This window comes from Streptomyces tardus (genome assembly GCF_018101125.2).
Classification (GTDB): domain Bacteria; phylum Actinomycetota; class Actinomycetes; order Streptomycetales; family Streptomycetaceae; genus Streptomyces; species Streptomyces tardus.
Window position 1 is genome coordinate 3,979,208 of the sequence record NZ_JAELVF020000001.1, and the last position, 12,575, is coordinate 3,991,782.

The 12,575-nt window shown below is 70.3% G+C and carries 14 protein-coding genes; 5 read left to right on the plus strand and 9 right to left on the minus strand.

Annotated elements, in window-relative coordinates:
• Positions 1-57: 57 nt before the first annotated feature.
• Positions 58-417, plus strand: coding sequence for a WhiB family transcriptional regulator (locus JGS22_RS17010; protein WP_211041974.1), 360 nt, complete (start codon positions 58-60; stop codon positions 415-417).
• Positions 414-722, plus strand: coding sequence for a putative WhiB-interacting protein (locus tag JGS22_RS27605; RefSeq protein WP_211041975.1), 309 nt, complete (start codon positions 414-416; stop codon positions 720-722). Before JGS22_RS17010 ends, JGS22_RS27605 begins: the two co-directional genes overlap by 4 nt.
• A 385-nt stretch (positions 723-1,107) precedes the next feature.
• Here JGS22_RS27605 and JGS22_RS17020 read toward each other — a convergent pair whose 3' ends face one another.
• The 5 genes from JGS22_RS17020 to JGS22_RS17040 form a co-directional block, all read right to left on the minus strand.
• Positions 1,108-2,373 (minus strand): beta-ketoacyl-[acyl-carrier-protein] synthase family protein, encoded by a 1,266-nt coding sequence (locus JGS22_RS17020; protein WP_216815023.1) that lies wholly within the window; start codon positions 2,371-2,373, stop codon positions 1,108-1,110.
• An 85-nt stretch (positions 2,374-2,458) separates the two neighbouring features.
• Positions 2,459-2,704 carry an acyl carrier protein gene (locus JGS22_RS17025; RefSeq protein ID WP_211041976.1) on the minus strand — a complete coding sequence of 82 codons (246 nt, stop codon included), beginning with the start codon at positions 2,702-2,704 and terminating at the stop codon, positions 2,459-2,461.
• A 41-nt stretch (positions 2,705-2,745) separates the two neighbouring features.
• Positions 2,746-3,750 carry a ketoacyl-ACP synthase III gene (locus JGS22_RS17030; protein ID WP_211041977.1) on the minus strand — a complete coding sequence of 335 codons (1,005 nt, stop codon included), beginning with the start codon at positions 3,748-3,750 and terminating at the stop codon, positions 2,746-2,748.
• Complete coding sequence (locus tag JGS22_RS17035; RefSeq protein ID WP_211041978.1) at positions 3,747-4,733, minus strand: ACP S-malonyltransferase; 987 nt, start codon at positions 4,731-4,733, stop codon at positions 3,747-3,749. The genes JGS22_RS17030 and JGS22_RS17035 overlap by 4 nt, the downstream gene beginning before the upstream one ends.
• Before the next feature lie 94 nt (positions 4,734-4,827).
• Positions 4,828-6,033, minus strand: a complete 1,206-nt coding sequence (locus tag JGS22_RS17040; RefSeq protein ID WP_308405716.1) for a PucR family transcriptional regulator — start codon at positions 6,031-6,033, stop codon at positions 4,828-4,830.
• Positions 6,034-6,104: 71 nt separating this feature from the next.
• On the opposite strand from JGS22_RS17040, the gene JGS22_RS17045 reads away from it, so the two are divergent.
• A complete protein-coding gene (locus tag JGS22_RS17045; protein WP_211041980.1) occupies positions 6,105-6,815 on the plus strand; it encodes a pirin family protein in 711 nt (236 codons plus the stop codon).
• Positions 6,816-6,926: 111 nt separating this feature from the next.
• On the opposite strand, the gene JGS22_RS17050 is transcribed toward JGS22_RS17045, so the two are convergent.
• On the minus strand, positions 6,927-7,745 hold the full coding sequence (locus JGS22_RS17050) for a serine hydrolase domain-containing protein (protein ID WP_211041981.1): 819 nt from the start codon (positions 7,743-7,745) through the stop codon (positions 6,927-6,929).
• Positions 7,746-7,984: 239 nt separating this feature from the next.
• Here JGS22_RS17050 and JGS22_RS17055 point away from each other — a divergent pair, with 239 nt between their 5' ends.
• Positions 7,985-8,515, plus strand: coding sequence for a MerR family transcriptional regulator (locus JGS22_RS17055; RefSeq protein ID WP_211041993.1), 531 nt, complete (start codon positions 7,985-7,987; stop codon positions 8,513-8,515).
• Positions 8,512-8,790, plus strand: a complete 279-nt coding sequence (locus tag JGS22_RS17060; RefSeq protein ID WP_211041982.1) for a hypothetical protein — start codon at positions 8,512-8,514, stop codon at positions 8,788-8,790. The genes JGS22_RS17055 and JGS22_RS17060 overlap by 4 nt, the downstream gene beginning before the upstream one ends.
• A 273-nt stretch (positions 8,791-9,063) precedes the next feature.
• Here JGS22_RS17060 and JGS22_RS17065 read toward each other — a convergent pair whose 3' ends face one another.
• The 3 genes from JGS22_RS17065 to JGS22_RS17075 form a co-directional block, all read right to left on the minus strand.
• Positions 9,064-9,960 carry a DUF4429 domain-containing protein gene (locus tag JGS22_RS17065; RefSeq protein WP_211041983.1) on the minus strand — a complete coding sequence of 299 codons (897 nt, stop codon included), beginning with the start codon at positions 9,958-9,960 and terminating at the stop codon, positions 9,064-9,066.
• Positions 9,961-10,016: 56 nt separating this feature from the next.
• On the minus strand, positions 10,017-11,210 hold the full coding sequence (locus JGS22_RS17070) for an alpha/beta hydrolase (protein WP_211041984.1): 1,194 nt from the start codon (positions 11,208-11,210) through the stop codon (positions 10,017-10,019).
• A 232-nt stretch (positions 11,211-11,442) separates the two neighbouring features.
• A complete protein-coding gene (locus JGS22_RS17075; RefSeq protein WP_308405717.1) occupies positions 11,443-12,099 on the minus strand; it encodes a TetR family transcriptional regulator in 657 nt (218 codons plus the stop codon).
• Positions 12,100-12,575: the final 476 nt, after the last annotated feature.

Sequence of the window (12,575 nt, forward strand, 5' to 3'; positions counted from 1 at the left end):
ACAAGTCGCCCGGCACACCTGGACGACAGCAGACGAACAACGACGAGGAAGCCAACAGTGCACACGCCGACGCACGTGCCGTCATCTCGTACCGACCTGAACTCGCCTGATCCCACGGAGGACCACTTGACCGCCCTCACCACCCTCAACGAGCTCGACGAGGCCATCGACGACCTCGGCACCGCCGTACCCTGTCGCGGCTATGACCCCGAGGTCTTCTTCGCCGAAGCGCCGGCAGACGTCGAGTACGCGAAGTCGCTCTGCCGGACCTGTCCGCTGCGAGCGGCCTGCCTGGCCGGCGCGAAGGACCGTCGTGAGCCCTGGGGTGTCTGGGGCGGCGAACTCTTCATCCAGGGCGTCGTCGTGGCCCGCAAGCGGCCCCGCGGTCGTCCGCGCAAGAACCCGGTCTCGGCATGAACGCCCCGGGCTCCCTCGATCGTCCGTCCCCGTACGGAACAGCCGAGCAGCACGCCCTGATCGCGCAGCTGCTCCCCAGATCCTTTGAACACCGGTCGCCCTCGACCGGACTGAGCACGAACAGGAACCGTCAGATGCAACTCATGCCAGAAAGTCTGAGCAGAACCCGAATGCAGGACTCACTGCGTCAGGCCGAGTCCGAACGGACCGGTCACCGCCTGCTCACCGCCCAGCGGATGCAGCGCAAGGCGGAACGCGCCTCGCTCCGCGCACTCCGTGCGCTCGCGATGGCGGTGATGCAGTGACCGCGACGGGGCGGGGGCTCCGGCCCTCAACCCGCGGTCGCCGATGAGCCGTTCGCCGGATCGCGCGGCCGGGCGGGCAGCGTTGTGAGCGCCCCGGGAGGCTGCTCGCAGCTCTGCCCGACGGACAGCGCTGAGGGGTGGTGGACCGAACGTGATCGTTCGGTCCACCACCCCTCAGCAGGTTCAACAGCCGTCCGGCGTACGGATATCGGCGCGCGCCCGTCGACCGGTGCCGTCCACGCAAAGGGGGCGCTCGACCGGGAGGTCCCGGCCGCGCGCCCCTTCGGTGAGCGGTTGTGATCACGATCGGTGCCGGGCGTGAGGCGTCACCCCGGCATCTCTGCAGCTGCCGCCGCGGTACACCGCCCCGTGTTGGGGGCGGACCCTAGACGGAGCGGAACGCCAGTACGACGTTGTGCCCGCCGAACCCGAACGAGTTGTTGATCGCGGCGATCGAACCCGAGGGCAGGGCGCGTGCCTCACCGCGCACGATGTCGGCGTCGACCTCCGGGTCCACCTGGTCGAGGTTCAGCGTCGGCGGTGCGAGGCGGTGGTGGAGCGCCAGCACCGTCGCCACCGTCTCGATACCTCCGGCCCCGCCGAGCAGATGGCCCGTCATGGACTTGGTGGCCGAGATCGCGACTCCGTCGAGGTCCTCGCCGAGCACCTTGCGCAGCGCCTTGATCTCGGCGAGGTCGCCCTGCGGGGTCGAGGTCGCGTGCGCGTTGAGGTGAGCCAGCTCGGACGGCTTCAGAGTGCTGTTCTCCAGCAGGTTCTGTACGGCTGCGGCGACGCCGCGACCGCTCGGCTCCGGCTGGGCGATGTGGTGGCTGTCGGCAGACAGCCCCTGGCCGAGCGCCTCGCAGTACACCCGGGCTCCGCGCCGCTCGGCGTGCTCGGCCGATTCCAGCACGACCACGCCTGCGCCCTCACCGAGCACGAACCCGTCGCGCCCGACGTCGTAGGGCCGGGAGGCCTTCTGCGGTTCGTCGTTGTTCTTGGACATCGCCATCATGTTGGAGAAGGCGGCGATGGGCAGCGCGTGGATCGCCGCCTCCGTACCACCGGCGACCACCACGTCGGCGCGCCCGCTGCGGACCATCTCGATCGCGTAGCCGACGGCTTCGGCGCCGGAGGCGCAGGCACTGACCGGACTGTGCACGCCGGCCTGGGCGTTGATCTCCAGGCCCACGTTCGCCGACGGACCGTTGGGCATCATCATCGGCACGGTGTGCGGGGAGACGCGTCGTGCGCCCTTGTCCCTGAGCGTGTCGTACTGCGCGAGAAGGGTGGTGACTCCGCCGATGCCGGAAGCGACGACGGCGCCGGTCCGCGCGGGGTCGACCGGTGCTCCGGCCTCACCCGCTCTGCCCTCCAGACCTGCGTCGGCCCAGGCCTCCCTGGTGGCCAGGACGGCGAACTGGGTTGACCGGTCGAGCTTGCGGGTGACCGGGCGGGGGAGTAGTTCGGAAGGGTCCTGAGCGGCGGGCGCGGCAATGCGGACGCTGAGCCCGGCGGCCCAGTCCTCACTGAGCGCGCGCACGCCGGAGCGTCCTGCGGCGAGGCCGTCCCAGGTCGAAGCGCTGTCGCCACCCAGCGGTGTGGTTGCGCCGATACCGGTGACGACCACGGTGCGATTGGTCGTGTTCACGGGATTCTTGTCTCCACTGTTAGGGGGTGTGCGGTGTGGCCCGCCCCCCGGCGTCCGCCGGGCGACGACAGGCGCTCGAGTGCGCTCAGCTCTGGTGCTTGAGGATGTAGTCGACGGCGTCGCCGACGGTCTTCAGGCCCTTGACGTCGTCGTCCGGGATCTTGACGTCGAAGCGCTCTTCGGCGGCGACGACGACCTCGACCATGGACAGCGAGTCGACGTCCAGGTCGTCCGTGAAGGACTTGTCCAGCTGGACGTCCTCGGTCGGGATTCCGGCGATCTCGTTGACGATGTCGGCGAGACCTTCGAGGACGTTCTCGGCGGTGGCCATAACTGGCTCTCCTTTTGGGTGTGTTCGGTGAGAAATGAGGACTAAGGCAGGGTAACGACCGTCGCCGCGTAGACGAGGCCCGCCCCGAAGCCGATGACGAGCGCCGTATCGCCGCTCTTGGCCTGCCCGGTCGCCAGCATCCGTTCCATGGCGAGGGGGATGGAGGCGGCCGAGGTGTTGCCGGTGCTCTCCACATCGCGTGCCACCGCGACGTGATCCGGCAGTTTGAGGGTCTTCACCATCGAGTCGATGATCCGCATGTTCGCCTGGTGCGGGATGAAGACGTCCAGGTCCTCGGGGGTCAGCCCGGAGGCGGTCAGCGCCTGTCGCGCGACCTTCGCCATCTCGAACACGGCCCAGCGGAAGACCGCCTGGCCTTCCTGCCGCAGGGCCGGGAAACGCTCCAGATGCTCGTCGCGGTACCGGTCCCAGGGCTCGGTCTGGGTGATGACGTCGGACTTGTCGCCCTCCGACCCCCAGACGGTGGGGCCGATACCCGGCTCGTCCGTGGGGCCGACGACAACCGCGCCCGCGCCGTCGGCGAAGAGGAACGCGGTTGAGCGGTCGGTGAGGTCGGTGAGGTCGGAGAGGCGCTCCACGCCGACCACCAGGGCGCGGGTGGCGCTGCCCTCGACGATCAGGCTCTTGGCGATCGCCAGGCCGTAGCCGAACCCCGCACAAGCGGCGGAGATGTCGAAGGCGGCGGCCTTGCCGGTGCCGAGGCGGTACGCGATCTCGGTGGCGACCGCGGGTGTCTGCTTGAAGTGGGAGACGGTCGCGATGATCACCGCGTCGATCTCCTCGGCGGTGGTGCCCGAGTCGGCAAGGGCCTTGCCCGCGGCGGCCAGTGTCATCTCGACCACTGTCTCGTCCGGCCCCGCCCAGTGACGGGTGGCGATGCCCGAGCGGGAGCGGATCCACTCGTCCGAGGACTCGATGTGCTTGAGGATCTCCTCGTTCGGCACGACGCGGTGCGGGCGGTACCCGCCGACACCGATGATCCGTGCTGCCGGAGCTCCCTGAGTCGGCTTGATCTTGGCGGTCATGCGGTGGTGCCCTCCTGACCGACGGTGCCGTCCTGGCCGGCCGTGCCGTCCTCGATGCCGTGCTCGACGGCCAGGGCGTGCGCCGCGGCCAGATCGGCGGGCGTTTTCAGGGCCCCGCGTGCCATCTCCGGCAGCGCCCGCCTGGCGATACCGGCCAGGGTTCCCGCGGGGCAGAGCTCGATCAGCGCCGTCGCTCCCTGCGCGGCGAAGGTCTCCATGCACAGGTCCCAGCGGACCGGGTTGGCCACCTGGCCGACCAGCCGTTCGACGAACTCCGCGCCGTCGGTGAGTAGTCGGCCGTCCCGGTTGGACACGAGCGGGATGCGTGCGGGGCGGGGCGAGAGCTCCTCGACCGTCTGCCGCAGCGACTCCACCGCCGGTGCCATGTGCTCGGTGTGGAAGGCGCCGGCGACCTTCACCGGAAGAACCCGGGCGCCGGGCGGCTTGTCGGCGGTCAGCGCCTCCAACTGCTCGACGGTACCGGCGGCCACGATCTGGCCCGCGCCGTTGACGTTGGCCGGGGCCAGCCCCAGCTTCTCCAGGTGGGCGACCACCTCGTCCCGGTCCCCGCCCAGCACGGCGGCCATTCCGGTGCGCACCTTCGCCGCGGCCTCGGCCATCGCCAGGCCACGGCGGCGTACGACGCGCAGCGCCTCCTCCTCGGTGAGGACACCGGCGACCGCCGCGGCCGTCAACTCGCCCACGCTGTGGCCGGCGACCGCGCCGATCCGCACCGGGCCCGAAGACTCGTCCGACTCACGCAGCGCCCGGGCGGAGATCAGCCCCGCGGCGACCAGCAGCGGCTGCGCCACCGCAGTGTCCAGGATCTCCTCGGCGGTTCCCTTGGTGCCGAAATGGACGAGGTCCAGCCCGACGGCGTCCGACCACGCGCCGAGGCGGTCGGCGACACCGGGCAGTTCGAGCCAGGGACTGAGGAAGCCGGGCGTCTGGGCGCCTTGGCCGGGAGCGACGAGTACGAGCACCCTCTTACTCTCTCCCGCGGAGTGTGGTGGCTGCCGGTGAGGACCGGAACGAAGAACGGTCAGGGGAATTGTGCAGCCTCCACAAAGGGCGTATTCACGCCGACGATTGATTCTCACCGTCGACAAGACGCCCCAAGATCAAGGCAATACGGAGAGTGAACGCGGAGCGGACGTCCGAAGGTGACCAGCCGGTGACGTCGGTCACGCGTCGCAGCCGGTAGCGCACGGTGTTGGGGTGGACGAAGAGCATCCGGGCGGCACCTTCCAAACTGCTGGCCTGCTCCAGGTAGACACTCAACGTCTCCAACAGGGCCGAGCCGGCTTCCTCCAGCGGTCTGTAGATCTCCTCCACCAAAAGGGCCCTGGCCGTGGGATCACCCGCCATGGCGCGCTCTGGCAGAAGATCGTCCGCGAGCACGGGGCGAGGGGCGTCCGGCCACGCGGCGCTCGCCCGCAGACCGGCTGCCGCGGACTGCGCGGAACGCGTCGCGGACAGCAGGTCGCCGACCACCGGGCCGGCCACCACGGGCCCGACTGCGAACGGGCCGATGAGGGACTTCGCAGTGCGCAACGGCTCGTCCGAACCACCCGCGATCACGACCAGCCGGTCGCCGAGCACCCCGGTGAGCACATGGAGCTTCGCCTGCCGGGCGGCCCGGCGGATGGCCTCGACGGTCAACTCGTTGTCACCGTCGGGTGCGTTGCCCAGCACCACCGCCACATGCTCGGGGGAGTCCCAGCCCAGGGCAGCCGCCCGCGAGACCGTTCCCTCGTCGGCTTCGCCCGAGAGCACCGCATTGACCACCAGTGACTCCAGCCTGGCGTCCCACGCGCCGCGAGCCTCGGCCGCCTGCGCGTACACCTGGGCGGTGGCGAAGGCGATCTCGCGCGAGTAGACGAGCAGGGCCTCCTTGAGAACGGCCTCGTCACCCGGTGCCGCGACCTCGTGGATCGCGGACTCCATGACCTCGATCGTCGTCCGCACCATCTCCACCGTCTGACGCAGAGTGATCGCCCTGGTCAGCTCGCGCGGAGCGGTGCCGAACACATCGGTGCTGATCGCCTGCGGCGTCTCGGGGCGGCGGAACCACTCGGTGAACGCGGCGATGCCCGCCTGTGCGACCAGGCCGATCCAGGACCGGTGTTCGGGCGGCATCGCGCGGTACCAGGAGAGCTGGTCGTCCATCTGTGCGATCGCGGCGGCGGCGAGCTTCCCCGAGGAGTGCTCCAACCGCCGCAGCGTGGCGGCGTATGGATGCTCCGAGGAGGGCGGGGGCGTGGACTCAGCTGAATCGGACACGGGACAAGCCTGCCTCATCGCGGCGCGAAGAAGCGCCCGGGGGCTGCGGAGGCAGCAGTACGGTTGGTCACATGCTGAGGGTCCACAGAGCTGGCGAAAGGTACGCGGGAGGCGACGGCGACGCCGGCATCCACACCCGGCACGCCTTCTCCTTCTCCGGACACTACGACCCGGCGAACACCGGTTTCGGCCTCCTGGTGGCGTGCAACGAAGAGCTGTTGGCGCCCGGAGCCGGCTTCGCCGAGCACCCACACCGCGATCTGGACATCGTGACCTGGGTGGTGGAGGGCGAGCTCACCCACCGCGACTCCACCGGCCGCACCAGCACGGTGCTCCCCGGCGACGTACAGCGGCTCAGCGCCGGCTCGGGCGTACGCCATGTCGAGCGCAACGACGCCGATGCGCCACTGCGCTTTCTGCAGATGTGGCTGGTCCCGGGCGTCTTCGGGGTGCCGCCGGAGTACGAGATCGTGCGCGGCATCTCCGACGGCACGCCGTACGCTCTGCCGCGCTCCGAATCGGTGCTGCACACCCGCCGCCTGGTCGACGGCGAGCGCAGCGCGCTGCCCGCGGCGCCCTGGTTGTACCTCCACGTGGTCCGCGGCCAACTCGACGTGCTGCCGGCCGAAGTGGCCCTTGCCGGGGCCGCCGGCGCCGAACCGGTGCGCCTCGCCGACGGCGACGCCGCCCGGGTCACGGGCGGCGAGGAGTTGTTCGCGGTGGCCAGGGGCGGCGCGGAGTGCCTGATCTGGGAGATGCACACCGAACCGACGTACGGTTGACCCCGGCGCGCCGTGGCACTCCGCGGACCGCGGGCTACGGCACACACGGGCGTACCCGTCGGGAGCGTGCAGCACGCCGGGCACGGCCCGCAGGGGAGGTCCCGAGGGAGGTCAGCCCGCCCGCAGCTCCGCCAGTACCGCGTCGGTGAACGGCGGCCACGCCTCGACGGCCCACTGCCCGAAGGGCCGGTCCGCCAGCGCCACACAGGCTGCGCCCGCCTCCGGATCGACCCAGAGGAACGTGCCGTCCTGGCCGAAGTGGCCGAAGGTGCGAGGTGAGGACGAACCGCCCGTCCAGTGCGGCGACTTGTGGTCGCGAATCTCGAAACCCAGGCCCCAGTCGTTGGGGGTCTGCGGGCCGTAGCCGGGCAGCACGCCGCGCAGCGAGGGGAAGGCGACCTCGGTGGCCTCCGCGAGCGTCTGCGGCGCGAGCAACCGCGGCGCCTGCAGCTCGGCGGCAAAAAGGGCCATATCGGCGACGGTGGAGACACCCGCACGCGCCGGGGAACCTCGCAGCTCCGTCGAGCGCATGCCCAACGGCTCGAGCACCCCCTGGCGCAGATACTCGGCGAACGGGATGCCGGTGGCGCGGGCCAGGTGGTCGCCCAGCGCCTCGAAACCGGCGTTGGTGTAGATCCGCCGGGCGCCGGGGGCAGCCTTGACCGCGGGCTCGTCGACAGCGAGCCCGGAGGCGTGCGCCAGCAGATGCCGCACCGTCGAACCCTCGGGCCCGGCCGGCTCGTCCAGCTCCACCGCACCCTCCTCGACGCCGACCAGCACGGCGTACGCCGCCAGCGGCTTGGTCACCGAGGCGAGTGTGAAGCGGTGGTCGGTGGGACCGTGCGTGCCGACGACCTCGCCGCTGCTCCGCACCACGGCGGCAGCGGCGGTGGTGACCGGCCAGCTGTCGATTCTGAGCAGGCTGTCCATGGCGTCGAGCCTAACGCGCACCTCCGACAGGCCGACGCGCACTCCGCCCCGCCGTCGTCCGTCCAACTCCCCGGCGGCGGCGCCGTCTCGACGCCTCCCCGGTGCATCCCGCGCGCTCTCCCCGGCCTCGGCCCGCTCGGTTCCGCCGCGTGCTCCGGCGGCCGTGAGGTCCGAGCAGTGCGTGCGATCACCTGCTTGCCTGGAGTGCACTCGAAGGCTCTAGCGTCGTAGCCATGACGATGACGCAGCCGGGCCCGACCCGGCAGGTCGATCACCAGACTTCGGACGGCCCCGAGGAGCGTCCCCGCCACACCATCAGCGAGGTCGCCGAGCGAACCGGTCTGAGCGCGCACACCCTGCGCTGGTACGAACGCATCGGGCTGATGCCGCACATCGATCGCACCCACACCGGCCAACGCCGTTTCTCCGACCGGGACATGGAGTGGCTGGACCTGGTCGGAAAGCTGCGGCTCACGGGTATGGCGGTCGCCGACATGGTGCGCTACGCCGAGCTGATCAGGGCCGGCGAGGAGACCCTGCGAGAGCGGTTGCTGCTGCTCAGCCGCACACGCGAGGAAGCACGGCGGAAGATTGCCGGGCTCAGGGAGACCATGGCCGTCCTCGACTACAAGATCGACCACTACGAGTCCAAGATCGACCGCCGCGAGTCCGGGGTCGACTGTCACGACTCCGAGATCGACTGTCACGAGTCCGAGATCGACCGCCATGAGGAGTCCCGCGCGGCGTCGAATCGGGGCCGGAGCACGTGAACGCGACCACGCTGCCCACCACCCGTCTCGGCCGGGGCGGACCCGATGTCGGTGTCAAGGCCCTGGTGCACGACCTGTCGGTGCTGCCGATCCCGGGCACGCGCCGCAGGGAGTGGGGCGCCGAGAACCTCGGGGCGGTGACGCTGGGCCCTGGTGGCTTCGTTCACTTCAACGGCGAGCCGGGGGTGCTGGATTTGATCGCCGCGCGGCCGGCATGCGGACATGGCGCCCACCCAGCGCGGGGCGGGAGTGAGCGCGACTCCGCACGCCTGTGAGAACAGGTCTGCGCGAGGAGCGCCCCGTACACGATGTGTTGAATCCCGGGCCTCCGAGACTCGGCGGTGACCCGGCCGACTCCGGCCGGGCGTCCGTCGCGGCACATCGGTGGTCGCGGCACGTCGGCGGCTGCGGAAACGCGGCCGACCGTCCCGCGCGACAAGGGGCTCCCGAAGGCGGCCCCGGAGGGGCGCCCGCGTTCACCGGTTGAACAGGCGCTGTCGACCCGACGACCCGCGCCGCCCCCGTGGAGGGCCGGCTTCACCTGCTGCTCACAGCTCGGCGAGCAGCTCCGCCTTCTTGCCCGCAAACTCCTTGTCGGTCAGCAGCCCCGCCGCGTGCAGTTCTCCCAAGTGCCGTATGCGCTCGGCGATATCGGCGGGGTCAGAACGCACGGGATCGTCCGCACCACCGATCGAACATCGCGCCTTGTCGAGGCTGCGCACCGACGCCGGCTCCGCGGCCCGGACCGCCGCCAGCACCGCCGCCGCCAGCGGCAGCGACTCGTGCACCAGCCCGTAACCGAGCCCGAAGACGATCGCGAACGGGTCGTGCTCCGGCTCCGGCTGCTCCTGCTCGTCCTTCGAGCCGTGCGGGAGCAGCCGGAGGTAGCCGTTGAAGACCTCGGGCGACCGCCACTCGACGTCGCTCAGCTCGCCCACCTGGAACCGCTGGTCACCGGCCTTCCACTTAGCGGAGGAGGCGCCGGTCCAGAACCAGCGGAAGGTCACCGACCGGCCGTCGAACGCGGCTTTTCCGTCGTACCCCTTGAAGCTCAGCGGAGCTCGCGGGGCATCGACGAGATAGCGCTCCGCGGCCGCACCGCAGTCCGACGGCAGCATGCTCCGCAGCTCGCCCAGGTAGTACTCGGCCAGCACCTCCCGGTCCGCCGGCAGAACCAGCCGATACGGGTCGCACCGCTCCTTGAGCTGAGTTCCGGCCGCGTCCACCAGTGGGTCGGCGCCGGCGCGAGGGGTCAGACGAAGCACCACCGTCCCGCGTCTGGTCCCGGGCAGCAGCTCTGCACCGCTCAACGCCTCGTAGGGGATGCGGCGTTCACCCAGCACGTGGAACAGCTTGGGCGTGCGGATTCCCCGTTCGAAGCGGATGAGCACGGAGTCTGTGTCGAACTCCCAGGAGGAGTGAATTCCAGCCAGTACGTCACCCATGCGGCCCATCGTATGCGGCGGCTGCCCGCGAGTCCCGCCTCCGGGACCATCCTCGTTTACCGGGAGGTAGTGGAGTCGTAGCTACCGGTTCCGACGGCCGCAAGGTTGGCCAGAGCACCGGTCCCCGGCTCGAAGTACGCGGTGTGACCGGAAGAGTTCGCGGTGGCCAGCCGGTGCGCCCCGAACCCCGGTTCGGCGGGGTCCGCGCCGTGGCCGATACCGCCGAAGTTCAGATGGGGGACATCGGCGATCCAGTCCCCCTGCGCGCGCATCGCCCACAGCCTGCGGCTGCCGCCCAGCTCGGACGCGCTGTCCAGACGCATGCCCGGACTGCCCGCGACGACCACGTCCGTCACCCTGGCCGGGCTTCTCGGGCCGGCTATACCGCAGACCACGGAGCCGTAGCTGTGGCACATCAGCGCCACCGTCGAATCGCCGGGCAGCGCCCGCAGCAACTCGTTGAGCCGGGTCGCACCGTCATCGGCGAGGTCGCCGGTGGCAGCGCTCATCCCCACACCGCGCGGAGCGGTGTAGTCGGCCCAGGCGATCGTGGCCGAGTCGACCTCGGGTGCCTGGCTCCTGCCGCGGTCGTAGACGGCCTGCGCCATACCGACCGGGGCGGTGTACTTCAGCTGAGTGCGCTCGAACGTCAGCAACTCGGTGTCCACACCGGGGACGACCACCGAGACTCGGTCGGCCTTCTCCAGATTCCCGAAGACCTCTGCGGCACGGCCGCGCCCGGTCGGGTCGAAGGCGAGGATCTGCCGGTCGCCCTCCAACAGCGAGGTGAATCTGTTCACCCTGCGCCCGGCGTCGTGCTGCCCGGCCTCGGTGAGCCGTTCGTCCGTCTTGCGCTTTCGCTCGACCCCGACCGCCCGCTGCAGCGCGAGCCGGTTCGCCTCGTAGCGCAGCCGCACGGGAACGCCGTTGAGGTTTCCGACGATCAGCGGGTGCTCCTCGGCGAGGCCGCGCTGCTCGTTGGTGCTCAGGGAGCGGAAGAACCGACGCACCTCCGCGGGTCTGGCCTCCGGGTCCGGCAACGGACGGCCTTCGAGCGCACTCTCCGCCCAGGTGGAGAGTGCGGCCTCGCGCGGGCTGGGCAGCCGGTGCTGGTTCTGCACCGCCGTCCAACCGGCCGTCGTGAGAAGCACGAAGACCACGGCGATGGTCAGGGCTACGCGCCATCCGGTGCCGACGCGCTCACCGCCGTACGGCGAGGCGGAGCCGGCGAGCGGATTGCTGAGGTCCATTCGTCTGTGCAAAGAGGTCACTGGAGGCACACCATAGGAGACGCAGTCGTCGACTCGGCGGGAGCCGTGACTCGCCTCACATTCCCCGTTGTTGTCCGGCGGTTGTCAGTTGCTTGGTCGGCTTCGTGCATGTGATGCGTGAGTTGCGTGGCGGTGCGTGTGGTGCGTTTCGTGTGTGCGGTCCGGTCATCCTGCCCGGCTGCCCCCGGCGGTCGGAGCAGCCGCTTGTGGCTCACGAGGTCGGCGACACCTGCGTCTGCGGGGCCCAACCCGGCTCGAAGACACTGGGTATGTGATCGAGGAAGCTACGGGCCTGCCGCATCGCTCCTGTCACAGTGGCGTCCTCGCTCTGTCCCCACTGCTGCATCGCGATCCGCAGCACGCCGAAGAACGCGCCGACCAGCACCCGGGGGCGTTGATCGTCTTCCACGCTCGTCCCCGCGCGCTCGGCGATGGCCCGGGCCAACTGCTCCTCGGTCTCCAGGCTGCGCCAGGACTGCACCGCGATGAGAGCGGGGGTTGTCTCGATGAGCTGCCACATCCGCAGATGCAGATCGATCGGGATGACCGCGGCGACCGACTCACCGACCCGCTCCAGGACTTGTTCGAGAGTCGCCCGCAGCGCCGCCAGCGGGGGCTCGTGCGCGGGACGGTTTCGCAGCAGCGTGAGGAACAGCTCCTCCACGGTCTCCTGGAGGGCGAAAACGACGTCCTCCTTGCCCGCGAAGTAGCGGAAGAAGGTGCGCTCCGACACATCCACCGCACTGGCGATCTCCTCGACGGTGGTCGTCTCGTAACCCCGCGACACGAAGAGCTCGTGTGCCGCGCGGATGAGTGCGTCCCTGGTCTGCTGCTTCTTGAGCTCGCGCAGGCCGGCCAACCCGCTCACCTCCCTTGCTGTGCTGATCAACTCTAGCCGCGTCGGCTCGCACGCATGTGCCACCGGGCTATCGCTGTGGATTACTCATGAGTTGTGCACAACTCCACCATCCGTACCGGTGAACGAAGCCCGGATCCCTTGGTGATCGCCTCGTACGGCCGGACTCTGAGGTCGGCAGCCGCTACGAGGACCACGAAGGGACGCCGCCATGCAGCCGACTCGTACAACCCCTACACAGCACACCCATACGAAGCGCACTCGTGCACAGCACACCACCCACCGCAACCGGCCGCAGACTTCACCCTGTACTCCGTTCCGCGCCCCGCGCTCCGGCCCGCAACCCGGCCCGCAACCCGACCCGCATCCCGCCGTCGGTGCCGGTGCTCTGTCCGTGCCCGAGTGTCCGTCACCCCGCTGCCCGACAACGGCCTGTCGCTCAGCCGGACTTGCCCGGCGCGTCGCCAACCCGGTGCCCGGGGCCCGTT